Here is an 18,109-nt window from a genome sequence, read left to right on the forward strand (position 1 = left end):
TGCCCGGGATCAGCGCAGGCCGGACCACTGTTCGTGGGCGGTCCACAGGCGCTGCCAGAGCTTGGCGCGCTCGGCGGGGGTGACGTCGTCCAGCGGCAGGGCGAAGACGTCGGCCAGCAGCTCGAAGTAGTCGCGTTCGGTCTCCACGGTCAGGGAGTGCTCGCGGTCGCCGAGACGGGTGAGCACCAGGCCCCGCAGGATGTCGACGCCGCCCGCGTCGCGCCGCTGGACGGTGGCCACGCGCACGAAGCCGGACTCGGGTGAGGTGGACAGGTGCTCGTGCATCGCGGCGAACGCCGGCATCTCGGCACGCCCGGCCCGAAAGTCCAGGCCGAGGAAGGTGCCGCGCGGGTCGTGGTCGAACCGCCATCCGCCGGGTTCGGCCTGTGAGGGCCGCAGGCCGTAGGTGAACGGGCCCTGCCGGTAGATGCCCTCGACGAGCGGGAGCGGCTCGTGGAACCCGTCGCCGAGGCCCTGGTCCACCATCCACTCGCCCCCGGGGTTGTCCTCGGAGGGCAGGCCGGAGACCGTGAGGGAGAGGTGGCCGCCGTCGGCGCCCGCCGGATCTCCGGGGCCGTGCTGCGGCCCGCCGAAGTGGCGGGTCACCCTGTAGCCGAGCGCCTCCAGCAGCAGCGAGAAGGCGCCGTTCAGGTGGAAGCAGTAGCCGCCTCGGCCGCCGATGATCCGCGCGGCCGACTCCACCGGGTCCACGGTCGTCGGACGGCCCAGCCAGATCTCCAGGCATTCGTACGGCACGCGCTCCATGTGGGCCCGGTGCAGCAGGCGCAGGGACTCCGCGCTCGGCGGTCCGTCGATCTTGGAGCCGATCCGGCGGAGGTATGCACTGGTGTCGATCACGCCGTCACCATAACGCCGGATTATTGGCTTGATGAAGTGACAAATCCATCGATAACCTAATGATCCCTTCGAGCAAGAGGAGGTGAGGAGTAGATGTCCGCCATCCTGGTCACGCGCTCCCGCCTCGGGCGACAGACCGCCTGAGACCCGGGGAGCGCACGCTTTCTGGAGTTCGACTTGTCTGATCTGATCTTCCGTCCGCTCGAAGCGGACGGGTTCGACCTGTTCCACAGCTACGGCCCGCTTCCGGCCTCCGGCGTCGGCGCCCGCGACCTCCCCTTCGACGAGCTCGGCTACCGGTCCGACTGGGTCTGGGTCGCGCTGCGCGGCGACGAGGTGGTGGCGCGGGCCGCGTTCTGGGGCCCGCCGGGCTCCGAGCATCCCTTCAGCCTCGACTGGTTCGACCCCGGCACCGGCCCCGACCGGATCGAGGTGGGCGCCGCCCTGCTGCGGGCCGCCTACGCCGCGCTGGTCACACCCGGATACTCCAGCCCCTCCGGCGCGCGGCCCGACTTCCACCTGTTCCTGCCGGGTGACTGGCGCGAGCGGCCGGACTCCCTGGCCGACGCCACCGACCGGATCGAGGCGGCGGCGGAGGCCGGGCTGCGCCACTCCGTCGAGCGGCTCAACCTGCGCTGGATCCCCGAGTACGGCCTGCCCCCCAGGTCCACCCGGCTCACCTTCACTCCCGCCGACGACGACGGGACCGTGGTGGACCTGCTGGCCAGGATCACCGAGGGCAGCCTGGACGCCTGGGACCGGCGGACCCTCGCGGAGAAGGGGGTGATGGGGACCGCGAAGGAGACTCTGGCCGACGTCGCGGGGTTCCCCGGAGGACGCGGCCGGTGGCGGCTGGCCCACGACGCCTCCGGTGACCTGGTCGGCATCGTGATGCCCACCCGCAACTCCAAGTTCGCGACGATCGGCTACATCGGGGTGGATCCCGCCCACCGGGGCCACGGCTACGCCGACGACCTGGTCGCCGAGACGCTGCACATCTTCACCGCCGAGGGCGAACCCGAGGTGCGGGACTCCACCGACCTGGGCAACACGCCCATGGCGGCCTCGTTCGCCCGGGTCGGCTACCGGATCATCGGCCGCCGGCTGATCATGATCTGACCCCCCAGCAGGGCCTCCGTCCACGCGGAGGCCCTGCCTCAGCGGGGTGTGCGGAAGCGGAGACCGTGCCTCGCCGGGGTGCGCGGACGCGGAGGCTTCCGCCTCGTCGGGGGCGCGGATCCGGGGTGCGCGAAACCTGCACAATTCCCTGCATGTCATCTGCACGGGTGCGGTCTACGCTCCCGGACATGGCAACCCCTCAGCAACGACGTGTCCTCGTGGTGGAGGACGACGAGACGATCGCGCGGGCCGTACGGCACCGGCTGGCCGCCGAGGGCTTCGACGTCCAGGTCGTCGGGGACGGCGAGGGCGCGCTCGCGGCCTACGCCAGGTCCGGCCCCGACGTGGTGGTGCTCGACCGGCTGCTGCCGGGCCTTGACGGGCTGGAGGTCTGCCGGCGGATGCAGGCGGCCCGGCCGGTGCCCGTGCTCATGCTCACCGCGCTGGGCGAGGAGACCGACCTGCTCGTGGGGCTCGGGGTCGGAGCCGACGACTACATGACCAAGCCGTTCAGCATGCGCGAGCTGGTCGCCCGGGTGCACGCGCTGCTGCGGCGGGTGGAGCGGGCCTCCCAGCTCGCCGTGGCGGACCCGGTCATCCGCGCCGGCGACGTCGAGATCGACACCGCCGAGCGCCGGGTCTACGTGCGGGGAGCGGAGGCCCAGCTCACCCGGACGGAGTTCGACCTGCTCTGCCGTCTCGCCGAGCGGCCGGGTCAGGTGTTCGAGCGGGAACGGCTGCTGAACGACATCTGGGGCTTCTCCGAGGCCGCCGCCACCCGCACGGTCGACAGCCACGTGCGCGCCCTGCGCCGCAAGCTCGGCCCCGGCGTCGTCCGGACCGTCCACGGAGTCGGATACGCCCTCGTCCGCCGGTGAACCAACTGCCGTCCCCGCCACTCGAACACTGGGATGCGTCAAACATTGAGACCCCTCGACTTCCTCGGCCGGATCAAGGTCAAGCTCGGCATGGTGATCCTGCTGGCCGTGGCGGCGGCGTTCGTCGTCAACGAGGTCGGCATCAACGCCGGCTACTCGCGCAACGTGCGCGTCGCCGTGGCCGCGGTGCTGGCCCTGATCATGGTCCAGCTACTCGCGCGGGGCATGACCAAGCCGCTGCGCGAGATGGCCGCCGCCGCGCAGACCATCGCCAAGGGACGCTACGGCCTGCGGGTCACCGCGACCTCCCGCGACGAGGTCGGCGAGCTCGCGCGTGCCTTCAACGCGATGGCGGCCGACCTGGGCGAGGTGGACCGGCAGCGGCGCGAGCTGGTGGCCAACGTCAGCCACGAGCTCCGCACCCCGATCACCGCCCTCCGCGCGGTGCTGGAGAACGTGGTGGACGGCGTCTCGGCACCCGACCAGGCGACGCTGGAGACGGCGCTGGCCCAGACGGAGCGGCTCGGCCGGCTGGTCGCCCAGCTGCTCGACCTGTCCCGGCTGGAGTCGGGGGCCCGGCTGATCGAGCTTGAGGACGTCGGGCTCGGGCCGCTGTGCGACCAGGCGCTGCGCGAGGCGGTGCTGGTCAGGGACGGGATCACGGCCCGCTGCGAGGTGCCCGCCGGGCTGAGCGTCCGTGCCGACCCCGACCTGCTGGCCCAGGTGCTCGCGAACCTGCTGGACAACGCGGTACGGCACAGCCCCGACGGCGGGGTCGTGGTGCTGGCGGCGGACGCCGAGGGAGACGGGGTCCGGCTCCGCGTCACCGACGAGGGGCCGGGCATCCCGCCGGAGGACCGGGCGCGGGCGTTCGAACGCTTCTCCCGTCTCGACGCGGGCCGGGCCGCCGACGACGGGGGCGCCGGTCTCGGGCTGGCCATCACCAAGGAGATCGTCGAACTTCACGGCGGCTCCATCCATGTCGAAGAGGGCACCGGCTGCCGCATCGCGGTCGGCCTTCCAGGAAGGACCACGATGGACGACCCACCCGACCACGACCTCTCCAGGCCGTCCCCGTCCCCGGGACTCCGGCCGCCTTCCGTCCCGGAGGGATCCGCCTCTCCCGCGCCCGGGGTTCCGCCGACCCCCCACTCCGGCTCCTCCTCTGTCCCGGCGCCCTCCACCTCCCCTGCCCCCGAGGCCTCCCCTGCCCCCGAGGCGCTCGTGCCCGGCCCTCCTCCCAGCGGGGAGCCCCTTCCCGACCACCGGGACGTCCCGGTGCCGATCACGTCGGAGGGGCGGGTCACGTCGGAGGTGCCGACCACGTCTGAGGTGCCGGTCAGGTCGGAGGCGGCCGAGCACGGGCCGGTCCCCGCTCCCGGCCTGCCCGCTCCTGCCCCGGGCCTGCCCGCCCCCGGCCCCGGCATGCCCGCTCCCGCCGCCGGGCTGTCCGCCTCCGGTCCTGGGCCTCTCGTCTCCGGACCCGGGCCCTTTTCTTCCGGGCCGGGGCCCCACCCCCTTCCCGGGGAGTTCCACGATGTGGCCCGACCCGCGTGGTCCGAACCGGAGCGCTGGGCCGCCGCACCCGGCCGGCCCGTCCCGGCTCCCAGGCCCGCCCCGGTCCGCAACTGGGGCGCGGCGTTCCTCGGCGTCATCCTCGGCGGCATCATCGGCCTCGTGTGCGCTGTGCTGCCGGCCGTCGCCGTCGGGGCCATGGCTCCTTTGCTGGGTGCGCTGGTCGGGGTCCTCATCACGGCGGCCGGTGCGTTCGTCGGCACGGTCATCGGGGCCACCAGCACTCCGGGCTCCAGCGACGCCTGGATCGGTCATGGGACGCCCGCACACCCGTCCGTGCCCCAGGGACTCCCTCCGGGGCGCCTCGCCGTACCGAAGCCGGGGGAGAGCCCCGGGCGGCCCGACCAGGCCGGCGGCCCGCCGTACGGGGACGTGCCGCGTTCTCAGGCCGGCGGCCCGCCGTACGGGGACGTGCCGCGTCCCCCGGGCGGCGGCCTGCCGTCCGGGGGATACGTGGCGCCGCCGTTGCTGCCCCGGCCGGAGCTGCCGCCCACCGCCCGCTGGGTGCTGCCGGCGTGTGCCGCCGCGGGGCTCCTCGCGGCGCTCGCGCTGCCGGACGGCGTCATGGGACTGGGGGTCGTGCTGGTCGCCGTGGCCATGGGGGCGGCGGTGCTGCCGGCCGCGCGCGAGAGGATCACTCCGTGGTCGGCGACGCTGGGGGCGATCGCGTACGGGCTGGTCGCGGTGGCGGTGTTCAGGGACGCGGACTGGCTCGTCGGCCTGCTCCTGCTGGCCGGGTTCCTGCTGGCCGCGCTCGCCCTGTCGGGGGCCGGGCGGGGCTGGCTCGGCGTGGCCAGAGGCGGGGCGTCGGTGGTGCTGGGGCTGCTGCCGGTGCCGTGGTTCCTGGCGGCGGCGGTCAAGGTGAAGGGGGCGCCGCTGCACAGGCGGATGGTGCCCGTGCTGCTCGGGGGCGGCCTGACCGTCGGGCTGGTGGCGGTGTTCGGGGCGCTGTTCGCCTCGGCGGACGCGGTCTTCGCCGAAGCCGTCGAGCGGGTGTTCACCGCGCAGGACTGGGCGGAGTCGGTGCCGCTGAGGATCCTGCTGTTCGCGGTCTTCACCGTCGTGGTCGCCTCCGCCGTGCTGGTGGGCCTGCGGCCCGTGGCCGAGCCGAAGGCTCCGGACCTGCGGTTCAGGGTGAGCCGCAGTCTCTGGGTGACCCCGCTCACCGCGCTCAACCTGCTGTTCGCGGTGTTCGTGGCGATGCAGGTGACGGTGCTGTTCGGCAGCACCCGGTGGTTGGTGTCGGCCACCGGGCTGACCTACGCCGAGTACGCCCGCTCGGGGTTCTTCCAGCTCGTCGTGGTCAGCGTGTTCGTGCTGGCGATCGTGGCGGTCGCCTCGGGGGCACTCGAACTCGCGGGGCGGGACCGGTGGCTGATGGCCGGGCTGCTCGGCCTGCTGTGCGCGCTGACCATGGTGATCCTGGTCTCCGCGCTGCACCGGCTGGACCTGTACGTCGACGCCTACGGGTTCTCCCGGCTGCGAGCCTCGGTGGAGGCGGCAATCTGGTGGCTGGGCGGGATCTTCGCGCTGGTCCTGGTCGCCGGCGCGGCACGGCTGACCCGGCGCGGGAACGCCGGATGGTTCCCCAGGACCCTCGTCGTGATGACGGGCGCCGCGCTGCTGGCGTTCGCGGTGTGGAACCCGGACCTGCGGGTCGCGGAGACCCAGCTCGCCGTCCGGACCCTGGCGCAGATCGACCAGGACTACCTGGGCAGCCTCGGGGCGGAGGCCGTACCGGCGCTGGACCGGCTGCCCGAGCCGGCCCGGAGCTGCGTGCTGCGGGACGTGGTCCAGGCCAACGGCCTGTACTCACCCGACCCCTGGAACGGCTGGAACCTCGCCCGGGAGCAGGCGCGGGAACTGCTCGGCCGGCGGCCGGTGCTCGCGAACGTCACGTGCCCCCGGACGGTCTCCCGCCTGGACATCATCCCCTACCAGGACTGACGCGGTGCGGCTCCCGCCCGCGGGCGGGAGCCGTACCGGACGGGAGGGTCAGGGCACCCAGTGGTTGCCGGTCACCGTGATCATGACCTGGAGCTGGATGCTGGTGGAGAAGTAGTCGGTGGGCGTGAACGAGGTGTTCAGCATCTTGTTCCAGAGGGCGTCCAGCCAGGCCTGGCTGCCGGAGTCGGTCATCGCCGCCACCGCGAACGGGGCGAAGTAGGCCGGCTCGCTGCCGCTGGAGATCTGCGTGCCGCTGAGGGAGTAGCCGACGGCGATCTTGCTCGGGTCGCCGCCGGTCTTGCCCTTGATCCAGGTGTTCAGCTTGCGTGCGGCGGCGAGCGACTTGGCGTCGCCGCTGGTCACCGCGTCGGCGCCGATCCGCCACGGGTCACGGCAGGCGTTCCACCAGTACTTGCCGTCGTTGGGGTCCTCCAGGACCTGGCCAGAGGCGGGCTTCGGGGTGGTGTTGGTGTTGACCACGAAGTCGGCCAGCAGGCCGGTGCTCGCGGCGTAGGTCGCCTGCTGGGAGGTGATGAGATTCTGGTGGTTGGTGCGGACGGTGTCCCAGGTCGCGTCGCCGGTGGCCTTACGGAACGCCCGGAAGTGGTCGATCATCCAGTCCGAGGAGCGGCTGATCCAGTAGTACTGGTCGCCGGAGCTCGTCCAGTCGCCGAGCTTCATCAGCTTGGTGGTCGGGTTGACCTCGCCGGACTTGATGGCGTTGATGGTCTTGATCGCCAGCTGCTTGTAGTCGTAGGCGCCCGCGCTGCCCCACTGCCGGTCGGCCAGGAGCAGGCCGTAGGCGACGTCCAGGTCGCCGTCGGTGGCGGAGTCCCCGCCGTTGACGCTCTTGCAGGAGGTGTCCTGCTCGGCGGCGAGCAGGCCGGGGGTGATCGACGAGGGATGGGCCAGGACGTACTTCAGCAGGCCGTCGAAGATCTTCTTGGCGTCGGGGTCGGCCCCCGCCATGGTGGCGGCGATGACCATGCCGTAGCCCTGCGCCTCGGCCACGTACGGGTGGTCGGCGTCGGGGGAGATGATCTGGTACCAGCCGTTGCCGCAGTTCTGCTTGACGAAGGCGGCCTTCCAGCGCTTGTAGTAGTCGACCACCTTCTGGTCGAGCGCGGCCTGGCCGCCGCCGGGACGCAGCATCCCGGCGGCGTAGGGGATCGTGTGCCCGCCGAAGGGCACCGCCGGTCCGCCCGCGGTCGGCGTCGGGGTGGGGGTGGGGGTGACCGTCGGGGTGGGGCTGGGGTTCCCGCCGGTGCTGCCGTAGACCTCCATCTCGTACAGCGAGTAGCCGTAGGCGGTGCCGCGGGCCGTGCCGTACAGCCGCACGTAGCGGCCGGTGCCGGACAGGGTCAGGTCGTCCACGGCGCCGTCGCCGGCGGTGGTCGAGTAGACGTCGGTCCAGGCCGAGCCGTCGGCCGAGGTCTGGATCCGGTACGCCTTGCCGTACGCCGCCTCCCAGGTCAGCTTGACCCGGGAGATCGTGGCGGACTGGCCGAGGTCGACGCGGAGCCACTCGGGGTCGTGGCCCTCCACGGAGGCCCAGCGGGTCGAGCCGCTTCCGTCGAAGGCCTTGGCCGGGACCAGCGTGGAGTCCTCGCTGGAGGAGGCGGTGGCCGGACGGCCCTGGGACAGGAGGGAGTCGGCGGCGAAGCCGGGCGGTGCCGCCAGGACGAGCACCGACGCGATCAGTGCCGACGCCAGTGCGGGGATGAGGATGGTCGAGGGGTGACGGAGACGGGGTCTCGCATGCACAGGGTCTGCCCTCTCTGCGATCAACTAGTTAGGAAAGATTCCTAACTAGGGAAAGATGGCACCATTTCTGATATGTCAGGTCAAGGGGGATGGGGGGCCTAAATTATCGCGGGCCGGTACGGCCTCCGGGTGACGGGCTGCGGCGCCCTCCGGATCTGACAGGCACCTCTGGATGCGTTGAATTCCCCGTGAATGATTGAATCCCAACATGTCATTCGATGTGTTGATCAAGGGCGGCTGGGTGCTGGACGGCACGGGTGCCCCGGCCTTCCGGGCGGATGTCGGCATCACCGGAGACCGGATCGCCGCGGTGGGACGGCTGACCGGCGCGGAGGCCGCGACGGTGATCGACGCACCGGGCCGGCACGTCATGCCCGGCCTGATCGACTGCCATGCCCACGGGGACGCCCTGGTGTTCGACCCGGAGGTGCAGCTCGCCGCGCTCCGCCAGGGCGTGACCACGTTCGTCCTCGGCCAGGACGGCCTGTCCTTCGCTCCCGCATCCACACCGGAGACCTTCGCCTACGCCACCCGCTACTTCGCGGCCGTCAACGGCACCCACCCGTCGGCCGACGGGCCGCTCAGCGTGCGGGAGCTGCTGGCCGGCTACGACCGCGCCACCGCGCTGAACACCGCCTACCTGCTGCCGCACGGCACGATCCGCTACGACGTGATGGGCGCCGCCGAGCGGGCCGCCTCCCCCGGGGAGCGGGCCGGGATGCTCGCCCGCGTCGAGCGCGGCCTGTCCGAGGGCGCGGTGGGGCTGTCCACCGGCCTGGAGTACGCCCCGGGGCGCTACGCCGACGCCGAGGAGATCGCCGCGCTCTGCGCGCCGCTGGGCGGCCTGCCGTACGTGACGCACATGCGCGGGTACGGCGCGCTGGCCAAGACGGGCATGGCCGAGGTGACGGACATCGCCCGGCGGTCGGGTGCCGCCGTGCACGTCTCGCACTACCACGGCCCGGCGTCCACCCTGCTGCCGCTGGTCGACGAGGCCCGTCTCGCCGGGCTGGACGTCACCTTCGACACCTACCCCTACCTGCGGGGCAGCACGATCCTGGCGATGGTCGCGCTGCCGTCGTGGATCCCCGCCGCCGACACCGACCGGGCGCTGGAGCTGCTGGAGTCCGAGCCGGTCGACTGGGATCCGGAGCTCTGGCCGAGGATCACCTTCTCCCACGTGCCCGGGGCCGAGTGGGCCGAGGGGCTGTCGCTCCCGGCCGCCGCCGCCAAGGCCGGGGTCGAGCCGGGGGAGTTCTGCCGCCGCATCCTGATCGACACCCGGCTTGAGGCCGGCTGCGTGACGGCCCGGCCCGACGAGGGTCCCGAAGGCGAGGAGTCGGTGCGCGCGATCCTGCGCCACCCCGGGCACACGGGCGGCTCCGACGGCATCTACGTCGGCGGGCACCCCCATCCCCGGGGCTACGGCGCGTTCGCCCGCATGCTGGGCCGCCACGTCCGCGAGACCGGCGACTGGACCCTGGAGCAGGCCGCCGTCCACCTCGCCTCCCACCCCGCCCGCCGCTTCGGCCTCGCCGACCGGGGCCTGATCCGCCCCGGGCAGGCCGCCGACGTCGTCGTCTTCGACTCCGAGACGGTCTCCGACCGGGCCACCTACGCCGCCCCGCGCACCCTGGCCACCGGCGTCGACGACGTCCTGATCTCCGGAGTCCCCGTCCTCGCGGGGGGAGAGCTCACCGGGGCCACCCCCGGCCGGGCGCTGCGCCCTTGAGGATAGGGTCCACCCAGGCAACCAAAGGGGGCATCGGGTGAAGGGGATCGTGGATCCCGAGAGGGCAGTGGGGTCGTCGCTGTTCGGAGGGGCGTTCAGCTTCCCCGTGATGGTGGCGCACCGCAGCGCGCTGGAGCACAACATCGCGACGCTCGCGGCCTTCGCCCGGGATCACGGGCTGATCCTGGTCCCGCACGCCAAGACGACGATGTCGCCCGAGCTGGTCCGGGCCCAGCTCGACGCCGGAGCGTGGGGGGTGACCGCCGCCACTCCCAGCCAGGTGCTCACCCTGCGCGGGTTCGGCGTCTCCCGGATCATCCTCGCCAACCAGGTCTTCGACCCGGCGGGCCTCGCCGCCATCGCGGCCGCGCTCGCCGACGACCCGTCGTTCGAGTTCCTCTGCTTCGTGGACTCGGTGGCCGGGGTGGAGGCGCTGTCCAGGCACGCGGGGGCCAGGCCGTTCCGGGTGCTGGCCGAGCTCGGGCACGAGGGCGGCCGGGGCGGCAGCCGCACGCTCGCGCATCTCCTGGAGGTCGCCTCGGCGGCGCAGGCGGCGGACGGCGTGGAGCTCGCGGGCGTCGCCGGCTACGAAGGGTCGCTGCCGTCGGCCGGAGAGGTCCGCGCCTACCTGCACCGGCTGCTGGAGGCGCTGGAGCACCTGCGGGTGCGCGACCCGATCCTGTCGGTGGGCGGCAGCCAGTGGTTCGACCTGATCGGCCGGGAACTCGCCGCCTGCCAGGCCAGGATCATGCTGCGCAGCGGCGCGTACGTCAGCCACGACGACGGCTACTACCGCGAGCGCACGCCGTACACCCGGATCGAGGGCGAGCTGCGGGCCGCGCTGGAGATCTGGGCGCACGTGCTGACCGTCCCCGAGCCGGGGCTGGCCGTCGTCGGGTTCGGCAAGCGCGACGCCCCCTTCGACGAGGGGCTGCCGGTGCCGCGCGGGGCCATCGCCGACGCGACGGTGCTCAAGGTCCAGGACCAGCACGCGGTCCTGCGGCTCGGGCCGGATGCGCGGGTGAAGCCGGGAGACCTGGTGTCGTTCGGCATCTCCCACCCGTGCACCGCCTTCGACAAGTGGCGGGTCATACCGGTGGTCGACGACGACTACGTCGTCGTCGACCTGATCAATACCTATTTCTGATCTGTTTCCCGTTGTTGGTTCCCGTTGATTCAGTTGAGGAGTGGTGACATGAGTGGCAAGCAGGAGCTGAGGACCGATGAGGGCGCGGCGCCGGTCGGGGCGTACTCGCAGGGCCTCGTGGTCGGGGACTTCGTCTACACCTCGGGGGCGGGCCCCCTGGACTCCAAGACCGGCGAGGTCGTCGGCACGGACGTGGCCGAGCAGACCCACCAGGTGATGCGCAACCTGGGCGCGATCCTCGCGGCCCACGGCCTCGGTTTCGACGACGTGGTGAAGTCGACCGTCCACCTGCAGCACCTCAAGCGGGACTTCGCCGCCTACAACGAGGTCTACAAGTCCTACTTCACCCAGCCGTACCCGGTCCGCACGACCGTCGGCTCCGACTTGATGGACATCCTGGTCGAGATCGACTTCGTGGCCTACAAGCCGCGTTAGAGTCTGACCGACTGCGTGGGAGGGCGGCGGCTTGGACAGCTCGCTATACGTCTATGTCGAGGACGTGCGCGGGGAGGGCCTGGACACGGTCCTTGACCGGATCACCGGATACGGCGTGGCGGGTGTGACCGTGGCCGCCGCCTACCACCGCGCCCGCGACATCACCCCGCACGGCCGGTCCCGGGTGACGGTCCGCTGGGACGGCGTGCACTTCGCGCCGCCCGAGGACCTGTTCGGCGGCCTCCGCCTGGTCCCGCCCGTCCAGGAGGGCGCCGAAGAGGAGCCGCTGGCGGCCCTGCGGCTGGCCACCGCCGAGCGCGGTCTCAAGCTGCACGGCTGGACCGTCTTCCTGCAGAACACCACGCTCGGCCTGGCCAACCCCGACGTGACCGTGCGCAACTGCTTCGGTGACCGGGGCTCGCCCGCCGACCTGTGCCCCTCCCACCCGGACGTCCGCCTCTACGCGGTGGCGCTGGGCCGGGCGGTGGCCAGGCAGGGGGTGGACAGCGTGGTCGCCGAGGGGCTGCACTTCGGCACCTTCAACTGCGGCTACCACAACGAGCGCAGCTTCGTCCCGCTCGGGCCGATGGACGTCTTCCTGCTCGGCCTGTGCTTCTGCGACTTCTGCATGCGCCGCGCCGCCGACCTGGGCGTCAACGCCGAGGTGGCGCGTGAGGAGTGCGCCAGGATCGTGGGCGGCGTGCTCGACGGCGACCCGCCCGCGCAGGGCGAGGTGACCCGGGCGGCGCTGACCGCCTACGCCGGGCCCGAGGTGGTCGCCTACGCGCGGGCCCGCTCGGAGGTGGTGACCTCGCTGGTCTCGGAGGTCTCCACGGCCGTCACCGCCGAGGGTTCCAAGCTGGTCTTCCTCGACGCGACCGGCTCGGCCAAGGGCTACGTCCACGGCCTGCCCCCGTCCGGGCTCGCCGCGCACGACTCCTGGCAGCTCGGCGTCGACCTGGTCGCCCTCGGCGACCTGGTGCCCTCGCTGGGCGTGCTCGCCTACGCCCGCGACGCCGCCAGGGTCGCCGACGACGTGGGCGCCTACCGCCGTTCGACGGGCAAGGACAAGGAACTGCGGGTCGTGCTCCGGCCAGGCCTGCCCGACACCGACTCGGCCGGCCGGCTCACCGCCAAGGTCCGGGCCGCCCGGTCCGCGGGAGCCGACGCGGTCGACTTCTACGCCTACGGGCTCATGCCGTACCCCATCCTCGACCGCATCCCGGGCGCGCTCCCCGGCTGACCCGCGGCGGCGTTCTCAGGACGGCCCGTCGAGGACCGCGCTCACCGCCTTCGCGGCGAAGTCGTCGTCGAGGGGGAGCCCCCTGAAGACCGTGCGCAACCACACCGCGCCGGCGAGCAGATCCATGATCAACATCGGGTCGGCCGTGGCGGGCAGCTCGCCGCGCCGCCTGGCGCGGTCGAAGACGACCTCCTCCCTGGCGAACCGGTCGGCGAAGAAGCGCCGGGCCGCCGCAGCGAGCTCGGGACGGTGTACGGCGGCGCCGAGCGCGGCCACCGCGACGTCGGCCGCCGGGGGGCGCGTGAGCAGCGCGGCCATCCCCTGGACCAGCGCCTCCAGGTCCGTTCTGAGGCTGCCGGTGTCGGGCGGCTCCATCGCGAGCAGGTCGGCCTCGACCAGCGCGGCGGCGAGCAGCGCCGCCTTGGACGGCCACCACCGGTAGATCGTGGTCTTGTTGACCCCCGACCGCTCGGCGACCCCTTCCACGGTCAGCCCCTCGTAGCCCTTGCCGGCGAGGAGTTCGAGTGTCGCCCGGAAGATCTGCTGTTCCTTGCGCGGTGCCATGCGCCCAACTATAGCAACGCAACGGTGCGTTGTGTTTCAATGAAAGCAACGTACCGTTGCATTTTGGAGGTCAGCGATGCTGCCTGTCGTCTTCGTCCACGGCATCCGGGTCAGCGGGACCATGTGGGGTCCCGTCCTCTCCCGTCTCGACCGGCCCGCGGCGGCCGTGGACCTGCCGGGCCACGGAACCCGCCGAGGTGAGCCGTTCTCGATGGACGCGGCGACCGCGGCCGTGGCCGACGCGATCGACTCGCTCGGCGGGCGGGCGCTCGTGGCGGGGCACTCCATCGGCGGCTACGTCGGCATCGCCGCCGCCGGGCGCTTCCCCGGACGGGTGGCCGGGCTGGTGGCCATGGGGTGTACGGCCCGCAATACGTCGATGGCCGGGGTCTACCGCTCCGTCGCCTCGCTCGCCGCGCGCAACCCGGGGTACGCGGACCGGATCAGCTCCTATGTCCTGCGCCGCCTCCTGCCCGGCCCCGCCGGTGCGGCGATGGTGGAGGGAGGGCTGTCATGCGAGGTGATGCCGCAGGTCGTCGAGGCCGTCGCCGGGCATGACCAGCTCGCCGCGCTGGCCGCCTATCCCGGGCGGGTGTGGCTGGTCAACGGCGCCCGCGACCCGTTCCGGAGCGACGAGCGCGACTTCCTCCGGGCCTGCCGGAACGGGCGCCTGATCCTGATCCCCCGCCGGGGGCACCTGGGAGTGATGAGGGACCCCGGCCCGCTGGCCCGGCTGGTGGGCGACCTGTGCGATCAGGTCGACCGGCCGGAGAGGGCGGTGGCGACGCCGAGCCCCAGGTAGACGATCCCGCTGAAGTAGCGCAGCACGCCCGAACGGTCGCGCAGCCGCCTGCCCAGCGCGCCCGCGCCCGCGGCGTAGATCATGTCGGAGATCAGACCGAGGATCAGGAGGGTGCCGCCCAGGAGGGCGATCTGCAGCGGCACCGAACCCGCCTCCGGATCCACGAACTGCGGCAGGAACGCCAGGAAGAACAGGATCACCTTGGGGTTGAGCACGTTGACGATCACGCCTTCGAGGAAGATCGCGCGCAGCGGCTGCGGCGTGGCCCGCTGGGCGGTGAGCTCCTGCCTGCCGGTCAGCGTCCGGACGCCCAGATAGATCAGATAGGCCACTCCGGCCCACTTGATCACGTTGAAGAGCGTGGCGGACCGGGCGACCACGTAGGAGAGCCCGGCCGCCGCCGCCGCGATGTGCACCAGAGTGCCGGTCTCCACGCCGAACGCGCTCGCCAGCCCGGCCGCCCGTCCCTGGGCGATGCCCCGGGCGGCGATGTAGAGGTGGTTGGGGCCGGGCACCAGGACCAGCGCCAGGGACGCCACCGCGAAGAGCAGGAATGTGGACGAAGAGACCATGGCTCCGACACTACGGCCGCTCCGATCCCCGGGTGAGGGCCATTCGCGGGTGCCGTCCGTGGACCATTCGGCCTGTTGTCGGTGTGTCGTGGCATACTCGCCGACGTGGGGTGGCAAAACGAGCACAGTGTTCTTATCGGGCGATTGGTGGAGCTCGACCGCCTGACCGTTGTGCTCGACTCGGCCGCCGCTGGTCTGGCCGGGGTGGCCCTCGTGGGCGGCGACGCGGGCATCGGCAAGACCCGGCTGGTGACGGAGCTGGGCGAGCGGGCCAAGGCAGCCGGCTTCGCCGTACTGGTCGGGCAGTGCGCCGAGCTCGGCGACGCGCTGCCGTACCTCCCGCTGGCGGACGCCCTGCGCAGCGCGCGGGGCGAGCTGCGCGCGGCGATCGACGCCCGGCCCGTCCTCGGCAGGCTGCTGCCCGGCGGCACCGACCTCGGCCCGGAGACCACCTCCGGCCTCACCCAGCAGCAGCTGTTCGGCTCGATGCTCGGGTTCCTGGCCGCGCAGCCCGTGCTGCTGATCCTGGAAGACCTGCACTGGGCCGACCAGTCCACCCGTGACCTGCTGGTCTTCCTCAGCCGAATGCTGCAGACCGAGCGCGTCTGCCTGGTCGGCACCTACCGGACCGACGACCTCCACCGGCGGCACCCGCTACGCCGGGTCCTCGCCGAGCTCAAGCGCCTTCCCTCGGTGACGGCCGTCGAGCTGAGCCCGCTCGACCGCGGTGAGATGGCCGACTACCTGGCCGCGCTCGGCGGTGACGACGTTCAGATGATCAGCGACGTCGTCGACCGGGCGGAGGGCAACCCGTTCTACGCCGAGGAGCTCCTGGAGGCCGCGATCGACGGCTCCATGATGACCGACGGCCTGGCCAGCCTGCTGCTCTCCCGGGCGGAGCTGCTCTCCGACGCGGCCCAGCGGGTGCTCCGAGGCGCGGCCGTCGCGGGCCGGAGGGTCGACCACGACCTGCTCCGGGAGGCTTCCGGCCTGGACGAGCTGGCCTTCGAGGAGGCCATGCGGGAGATCGTCTCGCGCGGTCTGCTCCGCACCAACGGGGAGTACGGCTACGCCTTCCGGCACGCCCTGCTCCAGGAGGCCGTCTACACCGATCTGCTGCCGGGCGAGCGGACCCGGATGCACTCCGAGTTCGCCCGCCTGCTCACCGCCCGCAAGGGCGCCGCCGCCGAGCTCGCCTATCACTACCTGGCCGGTCACGACCTCGCCGAAGCCCTGTCCGCCTCGGTGGAGGCCGGGCGGCGGGCCGAGCGCCTCGGCGCCCCCGCCGAGGCGCACCGCCACTTCGAGCAGGCACTCGGCCTCTGGGACCGGGTCCCCGACGCCGAGCGCCTCGCCGGGACGGACCACGTCCGGCTCGCGCTGCGCACCGCCGCCGCGGCGGCCGACATGGGGGACAACCACCGGGCCATCGCCCAGGCGCGGGAGATCCCCCCGTCGGCCGAGGTCTCGGAACGGCTCGCCTACTACCTCTACGACTCCGACGACGTGCCGGGGGCGATCACGGCCGCCGAGGCGGCCGTGGCCGCGGCCCCCTCCGGGACCCCCGTCCTCGCCAGGGCGCTGGCCACGCTCTCCCGCGCGCTCAGCTGGGGCGCGCGGCACGCGGAGGTCAGGCCCCTCGCCGACCGCGCGCTGGAGGTCGCCAGGGCCACGGGGGCGAGCGACGCGGAGAAGAGCGCGACGATCATGCTGGCCTCCTGGGCGGAGTACGAGGGCGACCTCACCCGGGCGGAGGAGCTGTTCGGCTCCGCCGCCGCCCGTGACTCCGGCGATCTCGCCATGGACCTGCGGGCGATCTTCCACTACGCCCGGATCCAGTTCGAGCACGGCTCCATGGCCGCCGCCGCCGTGACCGCCGACCGAGGCGTGCGGCTGGCGAGAGACGCCGGCCTCACCTGGAGCACCTACGGCACCGACCTGAGATTCCTGCAGTTCCTGATCCGCTACATGGCGGGGGAGTGGGCACAGGCCCAGGAGACGGCCGCCGGGTTCGGCACGCGCGTCGGCAAGATCCCCGAGGCCATCCTCTCCTCCTTCGCGCTGTTCATCGAGGTCGCCATGGGGATGCCCGCGGTCGAGGAACGGCTGACCTGGCTCCGGCCGTTCTGGTCGGACGCCCTGGTCGCCTACATGTCCCGGGGCCTGGCCGCCGAACACGCCCTCTGGCGGCAGGAGCCCGAGCTCGCCCTGGAACACGCGACCGCGGTCCTCGACACCATGGACGCCATCGACGTGGGCAACATCCGCATCAGCGCGATCGCGCTGTGGGCGCTGGCCGACCTCGGCCGCACCGACGGCGCCGACGAGTTGCTCGCCCGCGCGCGGCGGGCGGCCAGGCCCGGGATGGGGTTCGAGGGACGGGCCTGGCTGGCGCGGGCGGAGGCCGAATGGCATCGCGCGCACGGCCGCGCCGACGTCGAGGCGTGGCGTGCGGTGGTCGAGGCGTTCGACGTCGGGTTCGCCTACGAGGCCGCGCGCTCCCGGTGGCGGCTGGCCGAGGCGCTGCTCGCCTCGGGTGAGCGCGTCGCGGCGCTGAAGGAGTGGGAGCGTGCCGTCGAGGTCGCCGCGTCACTGGGCGCCCGGCCGCTGAGCGCGGCCCTGGCGGAGCTGGGCCGCCGAGCCCGGTTCGCCCCGGCGCAGCCGGGACTGCTCACCGGCCGGGAGCGGGAGGTGCTCGCCCTGGTGGCCGAGGGCCTGCCCAACCGCGAGATCGGCGAGCGGCTGTTCATCGCACAGAAGACGGTGAGCGTGCACGTCTCCAACATCCTGGGCAAGCTCGGCGTCTCCTCCCGCACCCAGGCCGCCGCCGTGGCCAGGAAGGACGACCTGCTCTAGGCGCTGCGGGTGTCCAGGGCCAGGTCACGGACGACCTGGATCAGCTCGGCCGGATCGAACGGCTTGGTGAGGTAGGCGTCGACCCCGATGCCGAGGCCCCGGCGCTTGTCGTCCTCCTGGGCCCGCGCGGTGATCAGGACCACCTTGATGTGGCGGGTCTCCTCGTCACCCCGCAGCCTGGTGGCGGTCATCCAGCCGTCCAGCCGGGGCATCATGACATCCAGCGTGATCACGTCGGGCATCACGTCGACCACCCGATCCAGGCAGTTCTGCCCGTCGTAGGCGGTCTCCACCTGGAACCCCTCCAGGGTCAGGTTGACCGCGATGAGCTGTCGGATGACCTCGTCGTCATCCACCACCAATACCTTGCCCAGAACCTCGCCCACGGCCGTGAGGCTAACTCCTCCAACCCGGGTCACGCGCGGTTTTCGACGGATGCGTACGGACAGCTATCCGTTGGCGGAAGGTTTCCCGAAAAGCGGCGGAGCCCTCGCGCCGCCTGTCCCGCTGCTTTTCGTGCCGCCTGTCCTGCTGCTTTTCGCACGACCCGTCCTGCTGCTTTTCGCGCGGCCTGTCCCGCCGCGGGCGGATGCCTCCCGAGCCCCTGAGGGGCGGTG

The 18,109-nt window shown here is 72.7% G+C and carries 14 protein-coding genes; 9 read left to right on the forward strand and 5 right to left on the reverse strand.

Annotation, left to right across the window (positions count from 1 at the left end; translation table 11 throughout):
- Nucleotides 1-9: 9 nt before the first annotated feature.
- On the reverse strand, nt 10-858 hold the full coding sequence (locus SROS_RS07435) for an arylamine N-acetyltransferase family protein (protein WP_012888285.1): 849 nt from the start codon (nt 856-858) through the stop codon (nt 10-12).
- A 177-nt stretch (nt 859-1,035) separates the two neighbouring features.
- Here SROS_RS07435 and SROS_RS07440 point away from each other — a divergent pair, with 177 nt between their 5' ends.
- The 3 genes from SROS_RS07440 to SROS_RS46860 all read left to right on the forward strand — a co-directional run bounded on the left by SROS_RS07440 (nt 1,036) and on the right by SROS_RS46860 (nt 6,377).
- Nucleotides 1,036-1,977, forward strand: coding sequence for a GNAT family N-acetyltransferase (locus tag SROS_RS07440; protein ID WP_012888286.1), 942 nt, complete (start codon nt 1,036-1,038; stop codon nt 1,975-1,977).
- A 188-nt stretch (nt 1,978-2,165) separates the two neighbouring features.
- A complete protein-coding gene (locus SROS_RS07445) occupies nt 2,166-2,855 on the forward strand; it encodes a response regulator transcription factor (protein WP_043651548.1) in 690 nt (229 codons plus the stop codon).
- Nucleotides 2,856-2,900: 45 nt separating this feature from the next.
- The gene (locus SROS_RS46860) at nt 2,901-6,377 is read left to right on the forward strand and encodes a DUF4153 domain-containing protein (protein WP_169369268.1); all 3,477 of its coding nucleotides are present in this window, start codon (nt 2,901-2,903) and stop codon (nt 6,375-6,377) included.
- A gap of 48 nt (nt 6,378-6,425) precedes the next feature.
- Here SROS_RS46860 and SROS_RS07460 read toward each other — a convergent pair whose 3' ends face one another.
- Complete coding sequence (locus SROS_RS07460) at nt 6,426-8,141, reverse strand: glycosyl hydrolase family 8 (RefSeq protein WP_012888289.1); 1,716 nt, start codon at nt 8,139-8,141, stop codon at nt 6,426-6,428.
- 208 nt (nt 8,142-8,349) lie between these two features.
- Here SROS_RS07460 and SROS_RS07465 point away from each other — a divergent pair, with 208 nt between their 5' ends.
- Genes SROS_RS07465 through SROS_RS07480 form a run of 4 tightly spaced genes read left to right on the forward strand, consistent with a single transcriptional unit; the run spans nt 8,350 to nt 12,698 of the window.
- Nucleotides 8,350-9,873, forward strand: a complete 1,524-nt coding sequence (locus SROS_RS07465) for an N-acyl-D-amino-acid deacylase family protein (protein ID WP_012888290.1) — start codon at nt 8,350-8,352, stop codon at nt 9,871-9,873.
- Nucleotides 9,874-9,910: 37 nt separating this feature from the next.
- Complete coding sequence (locus SROS_RS07470) at nt 9,911-11,020, forward strand: alanine racemase (protein WP_012888291.1); 1,110 nt, start codon at nt 9,911-9,913, stop codon at nt 11,018-11,020.
- Between the two features lie 48 nt (nt 11,021-11,068).
- On the forward strand, nt 11,069-11,455 hold the full coding sequence (locus SROS_RS07475; RefSeq protein WP_012888292.1) for a Rid family detoxifying hydrolase: 387 nt from the start codon (nt 11,069-11,071) through the stop codon (nt 11,453-11,455).
- Between the two features lie 31 nt (nt 11,456-11,486).
- Complete coding sequence (locus SROS_RS07480) at nt 11,487-12,698, forward strand: hypothetical protein (protein WP_012888293.1); 1,212 nt, start codon at nt 11,487-11,489, stop codon at nt 12,696-12,698.
- 15 nt (nt 12,699-12,713) lie between these two features.
- Here the strand turns inward: SROS_RS07480 and SROS_RS07485 are convergent, their stop codons facing one another.
- Nucleotides 12,714-13,262, reverse strand: coding sequence for a TetR/AcrR family transcriptional regulator (locus tag SROS_RS07485; RefSeq protein WP_012888294.1), 549 nt, complete (start codon nt 13,260-13,262; stop codon nt 12,714-12,716).
- A 76-nt stretch (nt 13,263-13,338) separates the two neighbouring features.
- Here SROS_RS07485 and SROS_RS07490 point away from each other — a divergent pair, with 76 nt between their 5' ends.
- Nucleotides 13,339-14,064, forward strand: a complete 726-nt coding sequence (locus SROS_RS07490; protein WP_012888295.1) for an alpha/beta fold hydrolase — start codon at nt 13,339-13,341, stop codon at nt 14,062-14,064.
- Here the strand turns inward: SROS_RS07490 and SROS_RS07495 are convergent.
- Nucleotides 14,016-14,636, reverse strand: a complete 621-nt coding sequence (locus SROS_RS07495) for a LysE family translocator (protein WP_012888296.1) — start codon at nt 14,634-14,636, stop codon at nt 14,016-14,018. The two genes, SROS_RS07490 and SROS_RS07495, sit on opposite strands and share 49 nt — an antisense overlap.
- Before the next feature lie 105 nt (nt 14,637-14,741).
- On the opposite strand from SROS_RS07495, the gene SROS_RS07500 reads away from it, so the two are divergent.
- Nucleotides 14,742-17,492, forward strand: coding sequence for a helix-turn-helix transcriptional regulator (locus tag SROS_RS07500; RefSeq protein WP_012888297.1), 2,751 nt, complete (start codon nt 14,742-14,744; stop codon nt 17,490-17,492).
- On the opposite strand, the gene SROS_RS07505 is transcribed toward SROS_RS07500, so the two are convergent.
- Nucleotides 17,489-17,878, reverse strand: coding sequence for a response regulator transcription factor (locus SROS_RS07505; RefSeq protein WP_012888298.1), 390 nt, complete (start codon nt 17,876-17,878; stop codon nt 17,489-17,491). The genes SROS_RS07500 and SROS_RS07505 overlap by 4 nt on opposite strands.
- Between the last annotated feature and the right edge of the window lie 231 nt (nt 17,879-18,109).

It is taken from the genome of Streptosporangium roseum DSM 43021, assembly GCF_000024865.1.
Classification (GTDB): Bacteria; Actinomycetota; Actinomycetes; order Streptosporangiales; family Streptosporangiaceae; genus Streptosporangium; species Streptosporangium roseum.